The 23,909-nt window shown below is 46.9% G+C and carries 17 protein-coding genes; 11 read left to right on the forward strand and 6 right to left on the reverse strand.

Annotated elements, in window-relative coordinates:
* Window positions 1-125: 125 nt before the first annotated feature.
* On the reverse strand, window positions 126-1,067 hold the full coding sequence (glsA, locus tag D328_RS0107700; RefSeq protein ID WP_018884402.1) for a glutaminase A: 942 nt from the start codon (window positions 1,065-1,067) through the stop codon (window positions 126-128).
* Between the two features lie 227 nt (window positions 1,068-1,294).
* Here glsA and D328_RS0107705 point away from each other — a divergent pair, with 227 nt between their 5' ends.
* Window positions 1,295-2,209 (forward strand): NUDIX hydrolase, encoded by a 915-nt coding sequence (locus D328_RS0107705; protein WP_025677204.1) that lies wholly within the window; start codon window positions 1,295-1,297, stop codon window positions 2,207-2,209.
* 79 nt (window positions 2,210-2,288) lie between these two features.
* Here the strand turns inward: D328_RS0107705 and D328_RS0107710 are convergent, their stop codons facing one another.
* Together D328_RS0107710 and D328_RS0107715 are read right to left on the reverse strand one after the other, a co-directional pair.
* Entirely contained in the window at window positions 2,289-2,930 is a 642-nt protein-coding gene (locus tag D328_RS0107710; RefSeq protein ID WP_018884404.1) for a TetR/AcrR family transcriptional regulator, read from the reverse strand.
* Complete coding sequence (locus D328_RS0107715; protein WP_018884405.1) at window positions 2,923-4,140, reverse strand: MFS transporter; 1,218 nt, start codon at window positions 4,138-4,140, stop codon at window positions 2,923-2,925. Before D328_RS0107715 ends, D328_RS0107710 begins: the two co-directional genes overlap by 8 nt.
* Before the next feature lie 473 nt (window positions 4,141-4,613).
* On the opposite strand from D328_RS0107715, the gene D328_RS31805 reads away from it, so the two are divergent.
* Window positions 4,614-9,812: a rhamnogalacturonan lyase family protein gene (locus tag D328_RS31805; protein WP_018884406.1), complete on the forward strand. Its 5,199-nt coding sequence runs from the start codon at window positions 4,614-4,616 to the stop codon at window positions 9,810-9,812.
* A 144-nt stretch (window positions 9,813-9,956) separates the two neighbouring features.
* On the opposite strand, the gene D328_RS0107725 is transcribed toward D328_RS31805, so the two are convergent.
* Window positions 9,957-10,868, reverse strand: coding sequence for an EamA family transporter (locus D328_RS0107725; RefSeq protein WP_018884407.1), 912 nt, complete (start codon window positions 10,866-10,868; stop codon window positions 9,957-9,959).
* 307 nt (window positions 10,869-11,175) lie between these two features.
* On the opposite strand from D328_RS0107725, the gene D328_RS0107730 reads away from it, so the two are divergent.
* The 6 genes from D328_RS0107730 to D328_RS0107755 all read left to right on the forward strand — a co-directional run bounded on the left by D328_RS0107730 (window position 11,176) and on the right by D328_RS0107755 (window position 17,638).
* Entirely contained in the window at window positions 11,176-12,117 is a 942-nt protein-coding gene (locus tag D328_RS0107730) for a Gfo/Idh/MocA family protein (protein WP_018884408.1), read from the forward strand.
* A gap of 88 nt (window positions 12,118-12,205) precedes the next feature.
* The gene (locus tag D328_RS0107735) at window positions 12,206-12,781 is read left to right on the forward strand and encodes a TetR/AcrR family transcriptional regulator (protein WP_018884409.1); all 576 of its coding nucleotides are present in this window, start codon (window positions 12,206-12,208) and stop codon (window positions 12,779-12,781) included.
* 141 nt (window positions 12,782-12,922) lie between these two features.
* Window positions 12,923-13,444 carry a DinB family protein gene (locus D328_RS0107740; RefSeq protein WP_018884410.1) on the forward strand — a complete coding sequence of 174 codons (522 nt, stop codon included), beginning with the start codon at window positions 12,923-12,925 and terminating at the stop codon, window positions 13,442-13,444.
* 455 nt (window positions 13,445-13,899) lie between these two features.
* On the forward strand, window positions 13,900-14,850 hold the full coding sequence (locus D328_RS0107745; RefSeq protein WP_051091106.1) for an ABC transporter permease: 951 nt from the start codon (window positions 13,900-13,902) through the stop codon (window positions 14,848-14,850).
* Window positions 14,851-14,885: 35 nt separating this feature from the next.
* Window positions 14,886-15,773: a carbohydrate ABC transporter permease gene (locus D328_RS0107750; protein WP_018884412.1), complete on the forward strand. Its 888-nt coding sequence runs from the start codon at window positions 14,886-14,888 to the stop codon at window positions 15,771-15,773.
* Between the two features lie 137 nt (window positions 15,774-15,910).
* Window positions 15,911-17,638 (forward strand): extracellular solute-binding protein, encoded by a 1,728-nt coding sequence (locus D328_RS0107755; RefSeq protein WP_018884413.1) that lies wholly within the window; start codon window positions 15,911-15,913, stop codon window positions 17,636-17,638.
* Window positions 17,639-17,779: 141 nt separating this feature from the next.
* Here the strand turns inward: D328_RS0107755 and D328_RS0107760 are convergent, their stop codons facing one another.
* Window positions 17,780-19,138: an MATE family efflux transporter gene (locus tag D328_RS0107760; protein ID WP_018884414.1), complete on the reverse strand. Its 1,359-nt coding sequence runs from the start codon at window positions 19,136-19,138 to the stop codon at window positions 17,780-17,782.
* Window positions 19,139-19,302: 164 nt separating this feature from the next.
* Between D328_RS0107760 and D328_RS0107765 the strand changes: the two genes are divergently transcribed.
* A complete protein-coding gene (locus D328_RS0107765) occupies window positions 19,303-19,983 on the forward strand; it encodes a TetR/AcrR family transcriptional regulator (protein WP_018884415.1) in 681 nt (226 codons plus the stop codon).
* A gap of 183 nt (window positions 19,984-20,166) precedes the next feature.
* On the forward strand, window positions 20,167-20,910 hold the full coding sequence (locus tag D328_RS0107770; RefSeq protein ID WP_018884416.1) for a YggS family pyridoxal phosphate-dependent enzyme: 744 nt from the start codon (window positions 20,167-20,169) through the stop codon (window positions 20,908-20,910).
* 111 nt (window positions 20,911-21,021) lie between these two features.
* Here D328_RS0107770 and pdxR read toward each other — a convergent pair whose 3' ends face one another.
* The gene (gene pdxR, locus D328_RS0107775; protein ID WP_018884417.1) at window positions 21,022-22,455 is read right to left on the reverse strand and encodes a MocR-like pyridoxine biosynthesis transcription factor PdxR; all 1,434 of its coding nucleotides are present in this window, start codon (window positions 22,453-22,455) and stop codon (window positions 21,022-21,024) included.
* A gap of 207 nt (window positions 22,456-22,662) precedes the next feature.
* On the opposite strand from pdxR, the gene glyA reads away from it, so the two are divergent.
* Window positions 22,663-23,904 carry a serine hydroxymethyltransferase gene (gene glyA, locus D328_RS0107780; RefSeq protein ID WP_018884418.1) on the forward strand — a complete coding sequence of 414 codons (1,242 nt, stop codon included), beginning with the start codon at window positions 22,663-22,665 and terminating at the stop codon, window positions 23,902-23,904.
* Window positions 23,905-23,909: the final 5 nt, after the last annotated feature.

The raw sequence follows: 23,909 nt of genomic DNA on the forward strand, positions 1-23,909 counted from the left end.
GCTTGCTATGGATTTACTACAAATAAGACTCCACATTTAGAGGGACAGCCTTATCCCCTAGCAGTGGAGTCTTATTTTTGCTGCTATATATACTAACTAGATCTACGGTTATTTACTCTGTGTACTCAAAACATGCTCCAGTCCAGCGACTGTGATATCGTCTCCAGCAGATGAACTCCAGTCGTACTGTTCCCCATGCGATTAAGCGCAGGCCCAATGACTCCAATCCCGTAGCGGCCAGGAACCATGGACAGAATTCCTCCGGACACACCACTTTTTGCTGGCAGCCCGACCTGTATGGCAAATTGACCAGAAGCATCGTACATTCCACAGGTGGTCATGAAGGTCTTGGCAATCTGAACATAGCGGCGGGGAATGAGCGGGACGCCAGCTACCGGATCATAGCCGTTATAAGCCAGGATCAAAGCCATACGCGCGAGATCAGAGCAGTTCACAGTGATGGCGCAATGTCTGAAGTAGACCTCCAGCACATCTTCAACCTTCCCCCTGAGAATGCCTTTCTCGGTAAGAAAGTAGGCTAGGGAGCGATTCAAGTGCCCTGTGGCAGATTCAGAGGCATAGGTGTCCTCATCGAACACAAGAGAGTCGTTCTGTGTCAACAGCTTGAAGAACTGAAGAATACGTGTGAACTTCTCTTCGGTGCTGTTCCCCGCAATGAGTGAGGAGATCGCGATGGCTCCGGCATTAATGAGCGGGTTGAAGGGGATACCAGGCTCTACAAGCTCCAGCTTGAGCATGGAATTGAATCGATCCCCGGTAGGTTCCATTCCAACTTTGGAAAAAACGACTTCTTCGCCATTATCCATCAGTGCAAGGATTAGGGTGAACACCTTGGATATACTTTGCAAAGTAAAGCTCAGGCCGCAATCACCTGCGGATATGGATTGTCCCTTGCCATCCATGATATAAATCCCTAGCGCATCTCTCGGTGCCTTGGACAGCTCCGGGATGTATGAAGCTACATTGCCATGAACATGGTGCTGACGACTTTCTTCAAGCCATGCGGGTAAGTGCTCTCTTAATTGTTCCCATTCATAAGTTGACATGCTGCTTCCTCCGATCCGGCAGGCTCTGTATCTATAACTACTCTTATATACTTCTCCAATTTATTCTATCCATCTATGAGGCTCACCTCAAGAGATTGCGCACGGAGTTCGCAAATTTAGCCTATGAATCCGCAAAAAGTTGACGGACAGGCACATGTATACTATTGTTTTGTTAATAACATGATGATTATATGAATAAAGAATATGAAAATACAGGTGATGAATCGATGCAGGAGCACTTGCCCGTTGATCGTAATGGTATGAATGAGGAACAGTTTTTGAAGCAATATGATGTTAGTCAATATGACAGGCCTTCGCTTACAGTGGATATGTTGATCTTTACCGTAGCAGACAAGGAACAGAATAACTACAGGAAGCTTCCTGAGAAGTCACTGCAGCTCTTGCTAATTAAGAGAGGTGAGCATCCTTTTCTGGGGCAATGGGCGCTTCCAGGCGGCTTCGTGGGAATGAATGAAGATCTGGATTCTGCAGCACGACGTGAACTGAAGAGTGAGACGAATCTGGATGACGATCAGCTCCATTTGGAGCAGCTGTATACCTGGGGTGAGGTGGGGCGCGATCCGCGTACACGCGTGATCAGCTGTTCTTATATGGCACTTGTAGATCGTAGTGCACTCCAGGTGCAGGCAGGTGACGATGCTGCTGAAGCTTGCTGGTTCGACCTGACGCACAGGATTGTACACGAGCAGAAGACAACGTTGAAGGATGGCTACACGCTGGAGCGGCTAGTAGAGCTTTGCTTGACCCATGGGGAAGTGACATTGTCAGCCCAGGTCAAAGTGGTGCAGCGGATAAGCGGCAAGTCCAACACGGTAACTCGCGAAATCGTGGCAAGTAATCAGCTTGCATTTGACCATGCGCGGATTATTCAGTATGCCGTCGATCGTCTGCGCAACAAAGTTCAATATACAAGCATCGCCTTCAATCTAATGCCGCCTTTATTTACCCTAACAGAGCTCCAGCAAGTGTATGAGGTATTACTGGGCAAGGAGCTGCTAGCCCCGGCCTTCCGCCGCAAAATTGCTGATATGGTGGAGGAGAGCACGGAGTACAGGAAGGATGCGGGTCATCGCCCCTCCAAGCTATTTAGCTATAGACCATTTGATGATAATCGTGAGTGAACTAGGTTACTTTCTCCCGGTAAATACACAGGAGCCAATCCAGTGATTTACCGGGAGAAAGTAAATGATAGGCGTATATCTAGGCCCGTGACAAGGATTGAATGATGAGTGCGATGAAGCGGTCCCCAAAGGTCGTATAGTGTAGTAATTCATCACCATCGTCCGTGACAGGCGTCAGGCTTAGCTTGTGTAATAGACCCATCATGGTGGTAAATATAAAATGTCCTGTCTCCAGCACGTTGAGCTCTTCCTTAAGTGAGCCATCTTCTATGCCGGCTTCAAGAGCCGCGTTGAGAAAATGCTCCTCTTTTTGACTGTGAATAAATTGTTCGTAGCGTTCCTTGAGCTCCTTATTTGTCTCGTAAGCATGGAAATGGAGGTCAAATAGAAGGATAAAACGCAAATGCTCCGCGTATAGCCTACCAAAATCTACCCAGGCTTCAAGCATGGCTTGTAACCGCGCTCTACCTGTACTCTCGGGGGTGTCTGTATTTTTCAGATAATGGGTCATATGTTGAAGAATGTCCATCTGTACCTCGAATATGAGCTCATCCAGCGACTGAAAATGTTTATAGAACGTCACGCGGCTGACTCCAGCCAGAGCACATACATCCTTGATGCTCACATTCACAAAGCCCTTCACCAAAAACAGCTTTTTGCCTACCTCAAGTAATTCCTCTCGATTTTTGCTCCTTAATTGATCGTGCCAGGTTTTAGTCATAATTCACTACGCTTCCTTTGTTCAATTGATGACGTTCCCAAGTCAGACTCAGCGTGGCCAAAAGTATGGCTGCCCCCAAAATATAAGGCAAATTCAAGTGAATATCAAATAAGGTGCCCGCAAAAATGGGTCCGACGATGCTGCCTAAGCTGGTATAAGTCGTATTGAGCCCGGAAGCATAGCCTTGTCGCCCCTCTGCGGCGTTGGCAATCAGGGTGCTGACTGTTGGTCTGAGAAAAGCGTTGAAGGCAAAGAACAAAGCTGATACGACCAAAAGATATCCCAGATTAACCTGCACCAGCATGAGTAGTAGGGCAAATGCAGTCATGATGAGCGAAATTCGAATGACCTGCATTTCACCGAAGCGCTTGATTATTCGATCTAGGAGCCAGACTTGCACGATAATTCCCACAATAGCCCCCAGAGTGATCACTAAAGAAATTTGTTTGGCATCAAAAGCATATTTTTGCTCAACAAATAGAGCGTAGACAGTCTCATAATTAACTAACCCGAAGGTCATGACAAGAATGAGTAACAAATATCGAAAATAAGGAGTATGAAATGACTGTAGAAGCTGCTGGAATACCGACTCGCGTGTAGAAGCAATTCGGTTAGCCTGCCGAAGCTCTGGTGCTAGACTCTCTGGAAGTAGCAATGTAAGTAGTGCTGCTACTAATCCGAGCATGGCTGCCGCATAATAGGGCACACGAATTCCGAACTCGGCAATAATGCCTCCCAGACCGGGACCCAGCACCATACCAAGATTCATGGAAGCGCTTAGATAACCCATGCCCTTGGCACGTGTATTTGGGGTAGTCTTGTCTGCAACGTACGCCATTACAGAGGGAACCATCAAGCCTAGCCCGATCCCCCCGATAAATCTGGCGATATAAAGGAGTGCTAACGAGCCTGAAACTGCGAACATATAATCAGAAATGACAGTTAGTAGGAGTCCAGACATAATCAGCTTCTTGCGCCCGAGCTTGTCGGACAGCTGGCCGCCGATGGGAGAGAAGATGAATTGTGCGGCGCCAAATGCAGCTACTAGATAACCAGCGGCTGTACCTCCGGCATTGAATTCTTTGAGATAATCCGGCAGTATCGGAATGACCATGCCCTGTCCCAGTAGTGCGATTAAGAGATTAAGCATCAAAATAAGCAAGGGAAAATGTTGGTTAAAAGATGGTTTAGAAGGTTTGAAAGATTCCATGGGGCCTCCTGCAATTATAGTTTACAGTATGTAAAGGATTACGAAGTGTAAATTATGTTAAATCATAAATAAGCAAACGTCAAGCTCAAATGAACACCTTAAAAATGATTTTCACCTCTACGCTGAATGATCATTTCAATTGATTATGTATGCCAAATGATGGATGTGCTACATTATCGCTAGTTATACAAAAATTGAGAATTAGACAAGTCGTATCCAATCATGGTGTCGAAAAAAGCACATTGCTTCACACAGCTCTAAATAATGGATATTGGAGCTGTAAGCAGCAGTCACTGATCATCCTGATGAAAGGGAGGTGATTCCAGAGTAGTGAATTGGCAAAGCATTCGTGGATACGGTCAAGCGGATGCGGATCATTTGTCACATTTCAAATTGCAAACGCTTACTTAATGATTGTCCTATGAATTGGCTTGTAGCCTAACCTAGCTGAGTACACGAAAGGATGGATGTTGATGATCGCGAAGATACGGCAAATGGGTTTGATCTTGCTCATGAGCGTTTTTACTTTGTCCAGTCTTGGATGGGGTACAGTATTTGGGAACGAGACGGTGAGCGGGACGGCTGATAATAATGAGGCACTGGAGGCCATCGTTCATCAATTTGACTTCGGGCCTGGGGAAGCGGTTGCTGATTATACCGGGATCGACGCCTATACGCCCTATTCTGCAGAGCAAGGCTACGGCTTCACGGATCTGACACTCGTTAGAGCTGAGGCGCGTGACACAGGCAGTTCGCTACAATCGGATTTTGTTGTGCTGGAAGCTGGAGCCGGATTCAATGTAGACCTACCTAATGGTGATTATACCGTCTCACTGATGGCTGGCGATCCAGAGGGAGACACGAATATTGCTATTAAAGTAGAGAATATGGACAAGGTACAGCCAACGACCAAAGCAGCAGGCGAATATTTGGAAATGGACTTTGATATTGCTTTGGTGGATGGACAGTTGAATTTTGTATTCTCTGGTACAGCAGCCAAGCTGAATGCCATTACGATTACTAAGCTGCCTGAACGCGATGCAGGTACCAAGCCGGTCGTATACCTTGTAGGTGATTCAACGATGCAGACCTACGATCCATACTGGAAGCCACAGGCTGGCTGGGGACAGATGCTGCCCGACTTTTTCAGCGATGCGGTAGAGATCAAGAACCATTCCATTGGTGGACGTAGCTCCAAGTCGTTCCTGTTCCAGGGCAGATTGGATGAGATTCTGCGTGTCATTCGTCCTGGAGATTATTTGCTGGTGCAATTCGGACATAATGATGCAACGATTAGCAATCCAGAACGCTATGCCTCGCCCGCTGATTACAAAAATTATCTCAAAACCTACATAGACGGGGCACAGCAGCGTGGAGCAACACCCATCATGATTACTCCAGTAGGACGTAGAGATTTCAATGCGGGGACGGGAAAATTCAATGTATCCTTCCCTGAGTATGTTCAGGCGATGAAAGAGGTAGTCGCTGAGAAAGAAGTGCCTATGATCGATCTCAGCAAACGGAGCGTTGAGTACTATGATTCCATCGGTCCTGAAGCAGCACTGTCTGTCTTCCTTCATGTTCCAGCCGGAATCTATCAGGCGTTCCCTAACGGGGCTACGGATAATACTCATTTTCAAGAGTATGGTGCCATTCAGCTTGCACGCATCGTAGCGGATGCTGTTCGTGAGCTGGATATTCCATTAGCAGCAGCTGTTGAGGATGCAGAAATACCAGCTGAGCTCCCAGCGAAGCCTGCTGATCTCAGAGCAGGCGGTGTCAGTAACGCGGGAGCCGAATTGAAATGGACGGCCGATCCTGCAGCGGACATCTACAAAGTCTATAGCAAGCTAGCTGCAGAGCCCGAGTCATCGTATAAGCTGGCTGGAACGTCAACCGTACCTACACTTACGCTCGGTGGGCTGCTTGAGGGCCAATCCTACACTGTCCGAATCACAGCCGTGAATGGACGCGGGGAATCTGAGGCATCAGATGAAGTTACTTTCACCACGAAGTCCGCAACCTATCGTTATGACTTCGGTCCTGTAGGATCGCCGGTAGCTGAAGGATATACAGAGGTCAACCGGAATACGATCTATACTCCGGAGCGCGGCTACGGGCTGACATCATCAGCCAACATGGCAGATCGGGATCGCGGCGGTGCGACTGATGCACTGCGTAGGGATTTCGTCATTTATTTTGGCGGCTCCTACGAATTCAAAGTAGATCTTCCGAATGGAACCTACGCCGTGAAGACGTACACAGGAGACTGGATTGGGTCCGCGCGGACCAATGTGAACATTGAAGGAAAGGATTACGGGACCGTATCCTCTGGTGCTCAAAATATAACAGAGAAGGTGTACAATCAGATCCAGGTCCAGGATGGACAGATGAATCTGGTATTCAGTGGCCAGACGGCCCATCTTAATGGGCTTGAGATCACACCTGTAATGGTTGCTCCATCTCAATTGAAGCTGGATGAGCTGGAGTTGGGTACCGATCCGATTACAGCTACGATATCCTGGCAAGCGACTAGCGATAATGCACAGTATAAGGTCTATCGTCAGTCTGCTGGTGCCACGAACCCTGAGCTCCTGGCAACAACGGATGTAGCTAGCTATGTCGACAGTGAGATCGACCTGGGAATGAAATATGTATACACCGTGACTGTCGTTGACGCGAATGGCACGGAATCTGTGCCTTCGAATGCACTGGAGGTATCTACGTTAGACCCAAGTGTCGAGAAGGCTGCGGTACCTGCTGGCCTGAATGTTGTGAGTGTCAACAAAAGTGATGCTACGATAGGCTGGTCCGAGGTAGCTGGAGCACGCGCTTATCAGATTTATCGTTCGAACAGCGTAGAGGGACCCTATGAACTGATTGGGCGGACACAAGCAACGCTCTATAAGGATGCGACGATTCTGAGCACAATTCCTTACTATTATAAAGTCGCATCGGTCAATGCAGGCGGAGTATCTGCGTTATCGACTGCGCTTGAGACTCCGGCGGTCACACAGTTGAACCGTGCGATGGAATACCTGGATCGTGCTCCCGTTGCTGTTCGCACAGAGGAAGGCAACTATATCGGCTGGCGTATGCTTGGGCTGGACCCCGAGTCTGTGACCTTCAACGTGTACCGGGATGGTGTAAATCTGAATGACGAACCGATCTCGGGTAGCACGAACTTTGTGGACAGCGAAGGGGATGCCTCATCGCGATATCGGATCATGATGGTGGATAACAATACGGAAAAAGCAGTGACCAAGGAATTCGGTGTCTGGGAGGATACGTACTTATCCATTCCGTTACAGAAGCCTGCTGATGCCTACACCAAGGATGGGCAGCCATATTCCTACGTTGCCGGGGATGCCAGTGTCGGCGATCTGGACGGTGATGGGGAGTATGAAATCGTGCTGATGTGGACACCGACGAATGCCAAGGACAACTCCCATTCAGGTTATACTGGCATCGTCTATATGGATGCCTATAAGCTGGATGGAACCCAGCTGTGGCGCATTACGATGGGACCGAATATTAGAGCTGGGGCTCATTATTCTCCGTTTCTCGTTTATGACTTTGACAGTGACGGCAGAGCCGAGTTGATGATGCGCACAGCAGATGGTACGGTGGATGGTCAAGGCAAGGTCATTGGCGATGCCAATGCAGATCATCGAAATAGCTCAGGTTATGTGCTGCTTGGGGACGAATTCCTGACAGTCTTCGACGGGCAGACGGGAGCTGCACTGGATACGGTGGACTATGATCCTCCGCGCGGGGATGTCGCAGCATGGGGAGATGGATACGGCAATCGCGTGGACCGCTTCCTGGCAGCAGTAGCCTATCTGGATGGAGAACATCCAAGCGCCATGTTCAGCCGCGGTTATTACACGCGTACGGTGCTGGTGTCCTATAATTTCCGCAATGGCAAGCTTAGCAAGGTGTGGCGTTTTGACACCAATGACGAAGGGTATGCAGGCTATACGGGGCAAGGCAATCATAATCTGTCCGTTGGTGACGTAGATGGAGACGGCAAGGATGAGATCACATTTGGGGCGATGGCAATTGATGATCATGGGAAGCCGTTGTACAACACGAAGCTGGGACATGGCGATGCCATGCATCTGAGTGATCTTGATCCGACCCGAGCGGGACTGGAAGTGTTCGGAGTTCATGAGAATAAAAGCTCTGAGTACGGTATGGAAATGCGCGATGCAGCTACAGGCGAGATACTGTGGGGGGTGCACACGGGTCTCGATACAGGTCGAGGCATGGCTGCTGATATTGACCCGAATTACCCTGGAGCGGAAGTATGGGCAGCTACGATCACCAATGAACAGCATATTCCGATTACAGGACTCTACAGTGCTCAAGGTGAGCTGATCTCAACAGAAATCCCTTCCTCCACGAATTTTGGTATCTGGTGGGACGGTGATCTATTGCGTGAACTGCAGGATGGTATTCGAGTCGATAAATGGGATTACAACAATCAGACAACTGTGAATCTACTGACAGCCACCGGAGCAGCCTCTAACAACGGAACCAAGGCCAATCCGAGTCTGCAAGCCGATCTGTTCGGTGATTGGCGCGAGGAGGTCATCTTGCGCAGTCAAGACAGCTCGCATTTGCGTATATACACGACAACAGATGAGACGGATGTAAGGATCCGAACACTTATGCATGATCCGATCTATCGTCTCGGCGTTGCATGGCAGAATGTAGCCTACAATCAGCCACCTCATACAGGCTTCCATCTGGGAGTGGGCATGGCTCAGCCACCTGCACCGAGCATTTATTATGTCGGTTCCCCAACGGAGCCGGAGGATACTACGCCACCTGTCATTACGGGAATGCCTGCAGAGCGAATGAGCGAGGATGAGGTATTGAAGGTAGACGTCAGGGCAGAAGATCCTGAGTCTGGTATCGTCCGATTTGAGCTTACATGGGACGGTGAGCCGGTGAGCTCTGGTGACGAGATTAGCCTGGAGGGTCTGCTAGGAACGCATACCTTCACCGCACGGGCTGAGAATGGCGTCGGCTTAGTAACTGAGCTTACGACTGAGATAACCGTCGTAGCAGCGGATCAGGTGGATGGACCACCCGGGGCACCTGTTCTGTCCGACAATAACGGCCATGATACGGGGTTAGCTGATGGTCAGTACACCATAACAATGAACATGTGGTGGGGAAATAATGCGACAGAATACAAGCTATACGAGAACGGAGAGCTCATTGATACTCAGAAGCTTACAGCCGCGACACCTGCTGCTCAGACGGCAGTGACGGACATTTCTGGTCGTTCCAATGGCACCTATGTATACACTTCTGAGCTAATCAATGCAAAAGGTAAGACGGAGAGCAGCCCACTAACGGTGACAGTTCGCGATGCAGCCCCGACCAAGCCGGTCCTCTCGGCTGACAACTGGGATGGTGACGGAAATTATACGATTACCATCAATATGTGGTGGGGAACGAATGCGAGCTCCTATCGTCTGTACGAGAACGGCGAACTGCTTCATGAACAGTCGCTTGATACAGCATCACCTGGAGCTCAGGAGTCTAAGGTGACCATTACGGATCGAGCCTCAGGCGAATATGAATATTACGTGGAATGGATCAATGAGAATGGAACGGTGACGAGTGATACGCTGAACGTTAGCGTGACACAGGAGTAGTACACAAGTGACTTATGAGCAATTACAAGTAAATTAAGCACAAAAACACCTCTCTGCTGTCAGACACTTCTTTTAATAGAAGGTCTGCTCACAGAGAGGTGTTTATTATTGCGTCGACAATGATTGCCCTGCAATGCTTTATCATTAGGTAGCAGTATTTTTAGGAGTATAGACCGCAGTCTTCTTCATTATGATCTGTCTTGCATTACCCCCGATGATACCTCCCAAGATGAGAGCAACGCCTAGCCATTGCGGCCAGCCCACTTGCTCTGCCAGCACAAGAGATGACATAAAGACAGCTACCGGCAGCTCAGAGGCTGTCAGAATGGTACCGAGCCCCGGGCCTACTTGCGGCATGCCGATCGAGAATAGAAGAGGAGGTAGCACGACCCCGAAGAAGCCCAGCATTAGCCCGTAAGGTGCCAATTCCAGCAGAACGGATGGATTCAATAAGAACACTGGTGGAAACACTGCAAATACGGTAATCATACCCCCGGTGGCAAGCAGAGCGCTTTTCAATATCGGCGGAGTAGTTCGCTCTACAGCACTGCTAAGAAAAATGAACGTCGTGAAGGTAAGTGCAGCAAGCATTCCCCAGACGCAGCCTTGCCAGGTCAGGACTACTCTTTCTTGAGCTACCATGTTCGCGGCCAGACCTGAGCCGATCAGAAGAATCCCGATAGATATCAGCTTGGCTATAGTTGGTCTTCTCTTGTAGAAGATCCATTCAAACAGTGTACCGATCCACACGAATTGAAATAAGAAAATGATGGCAAGTGATGCATTAAGCGTCTGTAGAGATTGATAGTAGAAAATACCTGTCAATCCAAATGGAATGCCTGATAGTAGTAACTTCAATGTCGGTCTGAAAGGCAACGTCTTCCGTCTGGTAAACATAACCACGATCCATGTAAGTAAGGCCCCGAACATATATTGGCTTCCTGTCACCTCGGTAACGGAGAATCCAGCGGCATAAGCCAGCTTCACAAAAGTAGATAAAACGCCGTAGCAGCATCCTCCCAAAAATACAATTAGTGCATAATGCCATAACTTCATCACATAATCCTCCTTATTTTGAACGCAAAAAAACCACACAAATGCTCTATTGAACATTCGTGTGGCGAAAATAGAGATAGCTCATCAAGATAGCTCTAGAAAAGTCCACAGCCTAAAACAGGTTTTAGTATTCCATTGCGGTTACCAGTATAAATCGGAAGCATGAGCGCTGTCAATGTGTGATCGTATATGATAGAGCGTGGGTTTTAAAAAGATTATGCTCTACTAAGCTGCGAATGGTACACTGTTATATAGCACTATGCTCACATTAAAGTCAGAATAATGTCACGACAGGAGAGAATACGCTATGCACAATCAAACTAAGCGTACACGCGCTGCAATCATAGGCTTGGGAGGCATTGCTCAGAAAGTATATTTGCCACTATTATCCGCTCATGCCCACGTAGAGATAGCAGGGCTCATGAACCGGTCCGCAGAACCGATCGAACGCATGCAGCAGCTATATCGTATTGAACAGGGTACTACAGATATTAAAGAGTTGCTGTCGTGGGATCTGGATGCAGTCTTTATACATACAGCTACCGAGGCTCATTTCGAGCTGGTTATGCAGTGTCTGGAGCGTGGACTTGCGGTATATGTAGACAAGCCACTCTCCTATAATATTCGAGAATCGGAAGAGATGACAGCGTTCGCAGAAGCGCAGGGGCTTCTGTTGGCTGTCGGCTTCAACCGCAGATTCGCTCCATTATACAAGAAAGCTAGAGCGTGGATGGAGGAGGGGGCTCGACTGGAGTCCTTATCTGTCATCAAGCATCGCACGGGGCTCCATAATCGTCCGGCCAAAGAGACCATCTATGATGATCTGATTCATATGCTGGACTTACTGGTGTGGATGACCAAGGATGACTATGAGCTGCTGCATCATTATGCTCGCACAGACGATGCAGGAAGATTACTGCATAGTGCTGGTGCTGTAAAGCTAAGCGATGGTGCGTACAGTACCTTCGATATGGTGCGGCAAGCTGGAACGGACATCGAGAAAATGGAGTTGCATGGCGGCGGGCGATCGGCGATTATCACAAATATGGAGCAGGCGCTATATTACGAGAAAGGTTCCCTTCCTCAGGAAGAAACGTTCGGAAGCTGGGATGGTATTTTGCATCGACGCGGCTTTGCAGGTGCAGTGGATGAATTCCTCCAGACCCTGGAGCGTCCAGAGGATTGCCTGATCAGTGCGGATCGTGTGATCGAGAGCCATCATTTAGCTGAATTGATTATCAAGTCTTAGCAGGGGTTCTTCTCGTCACGAATTTGTTCGAACGATACAATAAGGCAATTTTGTTGACTACTGGGTCAACAAGCAATAGAATGAATGCATGAGCAGACCGAGAGAATTTGATGTTGATGACGTGCTACACCAATGTATGGAAGTATTCTGGGATAAGGGCTTCAAGTCAACCTCCTATGAGGATTTGACTCGTTCTACAGGAGTTAAGAAGCAAAGTCTGTATTGTGTGTTCAATGATAAGCGCAGTCTATTCTTGAAATCCTTGGCACACTACCGCAGCTATAGTATTGGAGTGCTGAAGGAACTAGATGCCGAGGACAAGTCTCCGTTGAGTAAGCTGGAAGCACTGTTAGACTCGCTGCTGAGCGATGAGATGATGAGTCGTGGCTGTATGATGGTCAATACGTCCTTGGAATTCGGGACAGATGACGCCCAGATCTCCCGCGAGGTGGAGCTGTTGTTCGTAGAGTCAGTGCAGATCATCGAGCGGATCATTCGCAATGGTCAGGAACAGCAGTTGATTACAGAGCGGTATACTAGCCAGGAGCTGGCAGCTTATCTGAACAATGCGATACTAGGTGCGAGAACCTTAGGTAGATCCGGTGTAGCTCCAGAGCAGATCAAAGCCGTCTTGCAAACATCGTTTGCAATGATCTTGGCTTGATCTTTTTTTTTGAACTTTGTACTGGAAGCAGCGAGATGATGGTTCATCCAGCATTTTGCACAATGATTAATTTTCATGAATAAAAAGGGGGAAATAGAGCGTATAGCGAATATTAAGGTCAGACAAGGAGGGTGAGTGCATATGGGGCGAACAACATTAGAGATTGGTGTCTTGCCTGGATACGAGCCTGAGATAGGACGGTGGCTTTGGTGTCTGGAGGATGTGCGCAGGACGATTGTGAACAAGCTGAAGGGCTTAGATCAAGAGTTGCTGGATGAAAAAGTTGACGGTCGGCACAGCATCGGCTCGCTGCTGTATCATATTGCGCTGATTGAGGCGGATTGGCTATATGTCGAGGTGCTTGAAACCGAATATGAGCCGGAAATTCGTTCTTTGTTCCAGCTAAGTGACCGGTTGGAGAATGGGTCTCTGGTTCATGTGGAAGGAGAAACGCTGGAACAACATCTTGCTCGCTTGCAGACTGTCCGTGGCAGGCTACTGTATCATTTTAGGCAGATTGATCTGACGGACTGGAGAACGCCAAGGCACCTGGAAGATTATGATGTCACTCCTGAATGGGTTGTTTATCATTTAGTTGAGCATGAGGCTCATCACAGAGGACAAATATTCGAGCTATTAAGAACATTGCAAACAGCGAATTAATAAATTGACTTGCCCGGAAGGCAGCAGAGCCTCAAATCACCAAACGAATGGGGCATAAACAGTTATTTACGAGAAGACGTGCTGCAATGTACAGTCGAACTGTCTGATCATCCACTAACGTAAATAAACAACGAGCAGGTTAAACTTACTACAAATGACCTCAACAGAGCAGCGATTCTCACATTAGTGAAGAATCGCTGCTCTGTTGAGGTTTTAGGCTTTTGAGAGGACAGGGAGCTGTCTTTGCCACTTCAAAATCTCGAAAAGAGACCTTCCTAAAAATCATTTTAGGGGCAGCTCCTCTAGAATAATTTGAGCAGTTCTTTAAAGATTGGAATAGACAGGGTGGACAGGAAATAATCCTAGAAGTGACAGTAATAATCCAATGAATGGAAGTATCCAGTCATATCTGTATTGTATCGAGAAAATACGCAATACTGGAGGGAAATGATGACATGAACAACGCTAGAGATCCCCTGATCGGTACACAATCATTAAAGAGGCCCAGAAGAGATAAATATCATTTATTTCTAATGGCGTTACCCTTTCTAGTGTTGGCCTTTCTCTTTTCTTACTTGCCTCTTTACGGATGGATTTATGCTTTTTATGATTATCGGCCAGGCATCCCGCTCTCTACTTCGGAATACATGGGTTTTGAATGGTTCGCCTCAATGGTATCGAATGATATACAACGTCAGGAAATTATCAGGGTTCTACGCAACACAGTTGCCATAAGCAGCTTAAATATTGCGACCTCCATATTACCAGTAATCTTTGCAGTATTTCTGATTGAGCTCAGAAGCACGAAGTTCAAAAAAATCGTACAAACACTCACAACCTTGCCGAACTTCATCAGCTGGGTGCTTGTATACTCGTTCGCGTTCATGTTGTTTTCTGTAGACAATGGCTTCCTCAATAACTTTCTGCTGGAGATGGGCTGGATTTCCCAGCCGCTGAATATTCTGGCCTCCGATGATCATACCTGGCTGGCGATGACGTTATGGAGTGTGTGGAAGGGGCTTGGATGGGGCGCAATTATGTATATCGCGGCCATTACAGGAATCGATCAAGAGATCTATGAAGCAGCGAGGGTCGATGGCGCAGGACGCTTTCGTTTGATGTGGCATGTGACTGTTCCAGGGCTTATGCCAACATTTTTCGTACTATTGTTACTCTCCATTGGGAACTTCATCAATAACGGTATGGAGCAGTTCTATGTATTCCAAAATGCGATGAACACGAGCCATATTGAAGTGCTGGACCTGTACGTCTACAATATCGGGATGACTAATTCCAACTTTGGGTTTGCCACGGCTGTTAGTTTACTGAAATCGCTGGTCAGTCTGTTTCTGCTGTTCGTAGCCAACAATCTGTCCAGAGTTATTCGAAAAGAAAGTATCTTCTAAATCCTGAGAACAGCGTAAAGGAGGGGAATTGCAGCATGCCGATTAAAGAGAGATTCACATGGTTTCACCTCATCAATTATACGGTATTTACGATCATCACGATCATATGTGTATTTCCATTTTACTATCTGTTTATTAATACGATCAGCAACAATGACCTGAGCAGTAGAGGGCTGGTCATGTTTTACCCGAAAGGCTTGCACTTTACCAACTACACGGATGTCTTCAAAATTCCAGGTCTGGGTCAAGCAGCGCTTGTGTCTGTTGGTCGTACGCTAATTGGTACCGCATTAACGGTGCTTGCATCTGCTTTTCTCGGTTATCTCTTCACCACACACATGTGGGGACGAAAATTTTGGTATCGCTTTCTCGTCATTACGATGTACTTTAATGCCGGTCTTATTCCGTGGTATTTAACGATGCTACATCTGGGACTAACCAACAATTTCTTAGCTTATATCTTGCCTGCCATCGTCCAACCATTCTTTATTATCCTTGTCAAAACCTTTGTAGAGTCTACACCTCTAGCTCTGCAGGAATCAGCACAAATAGATGGCGCAGGCTATTTCAAAATCTTTACAACCATCATCTTCCCGCTCATCACACCCATTCTAGCGACCATTGCTATTTTCTCCTCCGTCAGCCAGTGGAACAGCTTTACTGATACCCTGTTCTTGATTACGGACCAGCGTCTGTTCACGCTCCAATTTATATTGTATCGATACATGAATGAAGCCACGTCGATAGCACAGTTAATGAAGCAATCTACAGGTGGCATGGATCTGGACTTGGCCAACATGGCTACTCCGACCTCCATCCGAACTACGGTCTCCATGGTTGTTGTGCTGCCTATTCTGCTCGTGTATCCGTTTTTCCAGCGCTTTTTTGTTAAAGGAATCATGATTGGTGCCGTTAAGGGTTAATCTCAGCTACTTCACCTGAAGGGAGGAAGGCTACACGAAATGATGATGACATTTATAATTATTGAAATCTATAGACAGTGATATCTCCGGGCTTGCGTGGCAAAAGAAGGATTACACATAAGGGAGGACGTATGTACATGAAAAAAAGATATCAACCGGTGCTACTTGTTCTTATGTGCGTCATATTTATATTTACTTCAGCCTGCAGCAGCAAGGATAATGACGGAGCCGAAGCAGGAGACTCCACAAAGCTGACAATCGACGTATTCTCCATGCTCGCTAACTATGCCGGTGAGCAGCCTGGATGGTTCGCCAAGCTTGTCGAGGACAAATTTGATCTTAAGTTAAATATCATCTCTTCCAATCTGGCTGGCGGACAGCAAAAAATCGCAACCATGATGGCCTCTGGCGATCTAGGCGATCTCGTTGTGTTTGGCACGAATGGTAAGGACTATCAAGACGCAATCAAGGCAGGACTTTTGCTCGATTGGACTCAGGATGGGCTGCTTGACACACATGGTCAAGGCTTATTGAAATATGCTCCTGAAGCAATCGAAGCCAACAAGACGCAATTCGGTGGCGGTACGAGCGTGTACGGAGTGGGCTTTGACGTGGGTACAGGAGAGGGGCCCTCAGAAGGTGTAACGATGAGCTATGGGCCTAATCTGCGCTGGGACTTGTACCAGAAGCTTGGCAGCCCCAAAATCAAGACATTGAATGATTACTTGCCGGTATTGAAGAAAATGCAAGAACTGGAGCCTAAAAGTGAATCTGGTCGTCCGACCTATGGAATATCGCTCTGGTCCGATTGGGACAGCAACTACATGACACTTGCCAAGGTCATTGCCCAGTTCCATGGTTATAATGAAGGCGATGGACTTAACCCGGCAGGTCTGACTTTGACGCATCAGAATAAGAATGAGTGGCAAGGCATCCTCGATGAAGACGGGTATTACCTTCAAGGTCTTAAATTCTATTATGATGCTAATCAGCTGGGGTTGCTTGATCCCGATTCTTTGACGCAAAAGTTCTCCGATGTCTCCAACAAGGTCAAGGATGGACAAGTGCTCTTCTCCCATTTCCCTTGGGTAGATAACGTGTACAACACTTCGGAACGTACTGCTGAAGGTAAAGGCTTTGCTTTGGTGCCTTTTGAAGAGGAGAAGATCACATCCTACGGGATGAGTCCGTATGGTGGGAACCGAATATGGGCCATCGGGTCTAAAGCGAAGAACCCGGAGCGAATTATGGAATTTCTGAGCTGGCTGTATTCTCCAGAAGGTGTGATGGAATCCAATTACGGCCCTAAAGGGCTCGCATGGGACATTGACGATCAAGGCAAACCATTCGTCACAGAATATGGATGGAAAGCATTACCTGCGAGCTCGGAGCCAGTTCCAGCGGAATATGGAGGCGGTACTTTCAAGGATGGCATGAATCAGATCAATAACACGACACTGAAGCTTACCAATATTCACCCGGAAACAGGTGAGCCGTATGACTATAACCTCTGGAATTCAACGCTGAATCATGACCCGGACCCCGTAACCCAAAGCTGGCGGGAAGCCATGGGAGCTACCACTGCGAAAGAGTATTTTTTGAATAACGATATGATCGAGGTGTCAAAACCGTTCTTCACAACGGAGACTCCTGCTACAACACCGGCCCAGCTTCAGCAAAAGCTCGACGGTATCGGTAAAATTATCAAGGAATATTCCTGGAAAATGATTTTTGCCAAGAATGAAGCAGAATACAATAGCCTCAAAGAAGAGATGATGACTAAATCCAAAGGTCTGGGGTATGACGAGGTTATACAATACGAAGTTGAACTAGCAGAACGGACAGTATTCCCTCACAAAAAATAACTTTGGAATCCTCGCTCTTGTGAACAAGAAGGAGGCCTAACGTAGGCATATAGCACACGTTAAGCCTTCTTCTTTTATTCTGTGTATGTGATGGGTTCTTGTTATGCATGCCTCTATGCATTCCTGTTCCATGGGGAGAAGCTACTGTGGCTGGGCGAAATGGTCCATATCCGGCTGCAATCGGGTCCGCAGCGCATACATCATGATGGCACCAACGAGGAAAGCAACGACATCTGCAATGACAAGCGACCAGACTACACCGTGCAGGCCGCTCATTTGATTAGCGATGTAGAGCACAGGAATCAGTGTAATTCCTTGAATAATAGACATCACAAAGGCGGCGGTTCCTTGCCCTGTTGCTTGGAAGATCCCCGTGAACAAGGTGGTAGCTCCTGAGATGAACAGGGATAAGAACGTCACATGAAGAATGTAGCTACCCATTTCAATGAATAGCGGATCTTTCGTAAATAGACTAATTAAGTGGTCGGAGGTGAGATAGACGATGACGCCGAACACGACGGCTAATGACACAATTACTTTGATTGTAAATCCAATGGTATGCTTCATGCGTAATTTGTTCGCTGTAAAAGTGTAGGCAATGAGCGGCACAACTCCCTCGCATAAGCCCATCAAAATGAACTCGGGAAATTGCAATAACCGTGATGAAATACCGTATCCTGCTATGGCTTGTTCCCCATATTCGATCAGAAAATGATTCACGATGAGTGACATGGCACCCAAGAAGATGCTCATAACAAAGACGGGGACGCCGATTTTGAATACATTACTCAGAATGTCTTTAGTAGCCTTGAACCATTTTAGGGAGATGGTTAAAAAGGGGCTCTTGTTTCCGATATGGAGGGCGTAGAATGTGCTCGCAACCACATTAGAAATGACCGTAGCAGACGCCACCCCGATCACGTCCCAATGGAAGACGAAGATGACTAGTGCATCGAGAATGATATTAACGACCACACTGAGAAGCATACCGATCATCGAAGTGATCGCTGCACCCTCCGAGCGCACGATATTCTCCAGCGTAAAGAATAATACAACGAATGGTGAACCCAACAGCATAACCATGACATAGTCCTTCGTGAATCCGAACGATTCAGGCGTTGCTCCCAGTCCATGAACGACAGGATCAATCAACGGCAGGCCCAAGGCCATGACGATAAGACCGAGAACCAGACTGCTGTAAAAGGCGAAAGATGACACGTGCTTCGCGTCATCGTATCGGTGTTCTCCAAGCAATCGGGAGATGAATGTACCGCTCCCCATACCCATCAGATTGCCTAGCGCCATAATGACCGCAAATAGAGGCAAGGTTAGTGTGAGTGCGGTAAGCATGGAAGTATTGCCTAGCGTGCCAAGGAAATAGGCATTCAATATCGAGTATATGACACTCATTGACGTACCTAGCATCATCGGTACAGCGAAGTGGGCTACGGCTTTTGCGATTGGTGCCTTTTCAAAATAATAGAGATTTTCTGCATCCATGTGGAGTCACTACCTTCTTCATTTATTTTTGCTTCAGCTACTCTGGAGTGCTTTTTCAACAGACTAACAGTGTTAGATTGCGCCTTACAGTGTTAGATGATATCATGAACCTAATCAACCTGTAAAGCATAAACTTACACCGTTAGATAAAAGGATGGATAGCTATGAAAAAACAGCAGCCACAGATTTCGGAGGATAAAATTTTGGAAGCTTCCTGGGAGCTTCTTGGGGAGGATGGCATCGAGAAATTCAGCATGAGACGATTGGCCGACCGTCTGGGAATTCAGGCCCCGTCTTTGTACTGGTACTTCAAAAGTAAGCAGAATCTCTATCAGCGCCTGGCCAATCAAATATCGAAAATAATACTGGAGGAGTTCCACTCCGATGGAGACTGGAAGGAGCAGATGGCGGGGCTGGCTGTAACGGTAAGGAGTGTGCTTGGTCGGTATCCGTGCTCCACGCAACTGATGATGATGACGCTGCCTCACGAGCCTGACATGATCCGGTTCACCAACCGTATGCTACTCTGCATGGAATCGACACCACTTGAGCAAGAGCAGAAGTTGCAGGCGGTTCTTACGCTTGTGAACTATGTTTTCTATTTCGTTCTGGACAATTATCAGCATGAGCGCAATATAACTGCGATCCTAACGGAGCAGGGTGTGGTTCCGATCGGGGAGATGGACGGTCTGCTGGATTCGATGAGTGAGTCGGAAGCAGGATTGTTCCGAAGCATCTACAGGAGCGGGCTATTCAAGGTGATGGGGAGCGATGGTGCGTTCGAATTTGGCTTGAAGCTGATTTTGCTCGGAATTGAGCAGGTCATAAAGGAGCAGGAGAAGTAGAATTTACTAGAAGTATTTATGTAAACCCTCATTCATCGCACTATGGTTTCATTAATCGCCTTATAGTTCCTTTCCTTTTTGGACTGTTCTTTTTTCTGTTTTTGGATATGTCTCACCCATCCACTTATTGATATACTGGCACAGGGATTGACGTATTTAATATCTGAAAGAGGGTAGAAGAGCATGGACCAACTTGTAGAGGAGAACCTCATAACCGTCAGACAGCAAATGGAGCTGGCTTGTCGCACATCTGGTCGCCAAATTGAGGATGTGACATTGTTATTGGCCACGAAGACAGTTCCACTAGAAAAGCTGCAACAGGCTATACGGGCTGGTGAAACTTTATTTGGTGAAAATAAGGTTCAGGAGTTAAGGGACAAGTTCCCACTTATGCAGCAACATGAACAACTAGAATGGCATTTTATTGGTCACCTGCAAACGAACAAAGTGAAGGATGTAGTGAAGTATGTGACGCTCATTCATTCAGTAGATCGTTTGAAGCTGGGCCAGGCTCTGCACCATCAGCTCATGAAGGAAAATAAAAGCATGGATATATTAGTGCAAGTCAACACCTCCTATGAGGAAAGTAAATTTGGAGCTGCTCCCGAGACAGCCGTTGAACTGGTAGAACAGTTGTCCCAATTCGACACATTAAACATAAAAGGCTTGATGACCATTGGCAAATTTAATGCCACTGACGAAGAAACCCGGCGTTGTTTTCGATTGCTTAAAAATATACAAGCACAGATTAAAGAAAAAAATATGCCGAAGGTGAACATGGATATTCTTTCGATGGGTATGTCTGCTGATTTTAAAGTGGCCATTGAAGAGGGAGCCACGATGATCAGAGTAGGGACAAGTGTGTTCGGCCAGCGATATTTACCGGACGGCTACTATTGGAATGAGAATATCCAACGGCTGGATTAGGGAGCAGCCATTACAGCTGCAATTTTATAGAGAAAGCTGCGCATGAGAACTCTTCGAAGCGTAATATGGCAGGCATAGCTTGTGTTGTTTTACACTTACATGGCAAGGTACTTACGGAATAAGTATCCTTGCCAGACGTTTAATTCCTTCCTCAATGGTAGCCTCATCTACTTTAGCAAATCCGAGGACCCACCCTTTTCGGTCACTTGTATAACAGTATTTGCTGAGTGGATAAATACGAATACCATCCTCCATAGCTAATTGTGTAACTGCTTTTTCATCAAAAGACGGATCTGCCTCTAGAAGCATGTGCAGTCCAGTTTCTACTCCACTTAGCTTAAAATGTTCGCTTAATCCCGTTGTGGTTATGGCTTTAGACAAGGCTTCGTGCCTACGTCGGTACACATTTCGTACTCGCCTCATATGACGCATAAAGTGGCCTGTCTCGATAAAATGGGCAAGCGTGAGTTGCTCCATAATAGGAAGGTGGCGGTAGGTCAATTCCTGGACCTGAGTCATTCGATGAATAGCTTCATGCGGACCGATGACCGCAGATATTCTAATGCCAGGAGCGATCATCTTGGAAAAGCTCATCATGTACAGCGTATTCTGGGGCCGCTGGCTAAATAAAGTAGGGAGTGGGTCTCCACGGTACCGAAATTCGCTGTCGTAATCATCTTCTACGATCCAAAATTGAGATTGTGCGGCCAGATGGATCAATTGCTGACGACGAGGCTCCGACATAATTACTCCTGCAGCGCATTGGTGAGATGGCGTTACGAACACAAGCTTTGATTGGGGATGAATCTGATCGACACAAAGACCGTATTCATCGACTGGGGCTGGTTCAATGATCATTTGTCGATAATTCATGGTCATCCATGCAGCAGGAAATCCCGGATCTTCAACCGTAACCGTATCACCTTTCTGCAAAAGGGCTTGAGAAATTAAATCAATACTATGTTGGGCTCCAGAAGTTAACAAAATTTGATCAACATGTACGTCAATACCTCTCTCAAGAGACAGGTATCTTTGAATTTGTTTGCGAAGCTGCAAAAAACCTTTTGGATCACCATAAGACCAAATGCTTACATCTGCTTTTGTTGAAGCATGTAAGAAGGATTGCCGCCAATTCTTTTGAAATGGATCATCTACATAAGGCTCGTGGGGATTGAAATCAATATCTGTTTCTAGCTTTTCTTTATTACCAAACCAGCTGTGCAGATGGTCAATAGAAAATGTTAAGGATGGCAATTCGGGTGAAGCAGGTTCATTCAATTCTGTTCCCTTTGAGAAAGGGGCGGTATAGATTGATTCATTTACTCTAGTGCCACCTCGACGCGAGGTGACTGTGTATCCACGGCTAAATAATTCCTCATACACAATCTGTATGGTGGAACGTGACACACCAATTAGCTGTGCAAGCTCACGAGAGGGGAGTAGCAATTCGCCAGGAGGCCACTTTCCAGTAGTAATATTATGAATAGCTTGATCCAGGAGTTGCTGCCAAATGGGGCGTTTATCATCACGATTTACTTTGAGCATTTTGTCACCACCGGTTGCTTCATGGATTTATGGATTGCTTGAAGAGATGAATTATGGATGTTCATTGCCAATCCATTGATTGATATACTAGCATAGCGATCATTACATCCGCAACGGCATCAAGCTGTAGCAACACAACTGAATCTATATTCAGAGGGGTGTCAAGGGCTGAAGCTTTTCAAAAAAGGAACGGAGAGGAAGTTACATATGAACCATTTGGAGCAACAGGATGCAATAATAGCTCAGGCGATCCAAAAAGAGCTTGGACGACAACGGAATAAAATTGAACTTATAGCATCTGAGAATTTCGTGAGCCGAGCCGTTATGGAGGCTACAGGCAGTGTCCTGACTAACAAATATGCTGAGGGTTATCCTGGTAAAAGGTATTATGGCGGATGTGACTATGTTGATCAGGTGGAGCTGCTTGCCATCCAACGTGCGAAATCGCTCTTTGGTGCAGATCATGCTAATGTGCAGCCACATTCAGGTTCTCAGGCGAACATGGCCGTATATCTCTCTTCAGTTAAGGAAGGAGATACCATCTTAGGTATGAATCTATCTCATGGCGGTCATCTTACACATGGAAGTCCAGTGAATTTTTCAGGAGTATTCTATAACTTTGTGCCTTACGGGGTTGATGAACAAACGGGATATATTGATTATGACCAGGTTCGAAAAAGTGCCTTTCAGCATCGACCACGGATGATCGTCGCAGGTGCAAGTGCCTATCCGCGAATCATCGAATTTGAAAGAATCGCAGAAATCGCGAACGAAGTCGGGGCTCTGTTTTTTGTAGACATGGCTCACATTGCCGGTATTGTGGCAGCCGGACTGCATCCTAATCCAGTACCACACGCGCAATTCGTCACAACAACAACACATAAAACACTGCGTGGCCCTAGAGGAGGAATCATCTTATGTCAGGAACCATGGGCAAAAGCCATTGATAAAGCGATATTCCCCGGGTCACAAGGTGGTCCGCTGCTGCATGTCATCGCTGGAAAAGCAGTGGCGTTAGGTGAAGCCTCGCAGCCGGATTTCAAAACGTATATGGAGCAAGTCCTAGAGAATGCAAAAGTATTGGCTGACACACTAATAGCTGAAGGGCTGACCGTGGTATCAGGTGGAACAGACAACCACATGGTATTGGTTGATTTACGTCCTACTGGATTGACTGGGAAGGAAGCAGAAACTTTACTTGATGAAATAGGGATCACTGCTAATAAAAATGCAATACCTCATGATACAGCAAGCCCATTAGTAACGAGTGGTATTCGTTTTGGTACCCCCGCCATGACATCTAGAGGATTTGGAGCCCAGGAGATGAAAGAGGTCGCACAATTAATCAGTCTTGTTTTTAAAAATCCAAAAAGCTTGAAGAATAAAGAGAATGTAGCGGGGCGTGTACAGGAAATGACGTCAAAATTCCCTTTATATGAAGGCCTTTAGAAGCT

Origin of the sequence: Paenibacillus massiliensis 2301065 = DSM 16942 (assembly GCF_000377505.1) — a bacterium.
Lineage (GTDB): Bacteria > Bacillota > Bacilli > Paenibacillales > Paenibacillaceae > Paenibacillus > Paenibacillus massiliensis.

What these genes read in the sequence shown, in the direction of transcription:
- D328_RS0107745 (WP_051091106.1), top strand. Translation starts at nt 13,900, where the DNA reads ATGAACAACGCTAGAGATCCCCTGATCGGTACACAATCATTAAAGAGG.
- D328_RS0107765 (WP_018884415.1), top strand. Translation starts at nt 19,303, where the DNA reads ATGAAAAAACAGCAGCCACAGATTTCGGAGGATAAAATTTTGGAAGCT.
- D328_RS0107730 (WP_018884408.1), top strand. Translation starts at nt 11,176, where the DNA reads ATGCACAATCAAACTAAGCGTACACGCGCTGCAATCATAGGCTTGGGA.
- D328_RS0107755 (WP_018884413.1), top strand. Translation starts at nt 15,911, where the DNA reads ATGAAAAAAAGATATCAACCGGTGCTACTTGTTCTTATGTGCGTCATA.
- D328_RS0107705 (WP_025677204.1), top strand. Translation starts at nt 1,295, where the DNA reads ATGCAGGAGCACTTGCCCGTTGATCGTAATGGTATGAATGAGGAACAG.
- D328_RS0107770 (WP_018884416.1), top strand. Translation starts at nt 20,167, where the DNA reads ATGGACCAACTTGTAGAGGAGAACCTCATAACCGTCAGACAGCAAATG.
- D328_RS0107740 (WP_018884410.1), top strand. Translation starts at nt 12,923, where the DNA reads ATGGGGCGAACAACATTAGAGATTGGTGTCTTGCCTGGATACGAGCCT.
- D328_RS31805 (WP_018884406.1), top strand. Translation starts at nt 4,614, where the DNA reads ATGATCGCGAAGATACGGCAAATGGGTTTGATCTTGCTCATGAGCGTT.
- glsA (WP_018884402.1), bottom strand. Translation starts at nt 1,067, where the DNA reads ATGTCAACTTATGAATGGGAACAATTAAGAGAGCACTTACCCGCATGG.
- pdxR (WP_018884417.1), bottom strand. Translation starts at nt 22,455, where the DNA reads ATGCTCAAAGTAAATCGTGATGATAAACGCCCCATTTGGCAGCAACTC.
- glyA (WP_018884418.1), top strand. Translation starts at nt 22,663, where the DNA reads ATGAACCATTTGGAGCAACAGGATGCAATAATAGCTCAGGCGATCCAA.
- D328_RS0107760 (WP_018884414.1), bottom strand. Translation starts at nt 19,138, where the DNA reads ATGGATGCAGAAAATCTCTATTATTTTGAAAAGGCACCAATCGCAAAA.
- D328_RS0107715 (WP_018884405.1), bottom strand. Translation starts at nt 4,140, where the DNA reads ATGGAATCTTTCAAACCTTCTAAACCATCTTTTAACCAACATTTTCCC.
- D328_RS0107725 (WP_018884407.1), bottom strand. Translation starts at nt 10,868, where the DNA reads ATGAAGTTATGGCATTATGCACTAATTGTATTTTTGGGAGGATGCTGC.
- D328_RS0107735 (WP_018884409.1), top strand. Translation starts at nt 12,206, where the DNA reads ATGAGCAGACCGAGAGAATTTGATGTTGATGACGTGCTACACCAATGT.
- D328_RS0107750 (WP_018884412.1), top strand. Translation starts at nt 14,886, where the DNA reads ATGCCGATTAAAGAGAGATTCACATGGTTTCACCTCATCAATTATACG.
- D328_RS0107710 (WP_018884404.1), bottom strand. Translation starts at nt 2,930, where the DNA reads ATGACTAAAACCTGGCACGATCAATTAAGGAGCAAAAATCGAGAGGAA.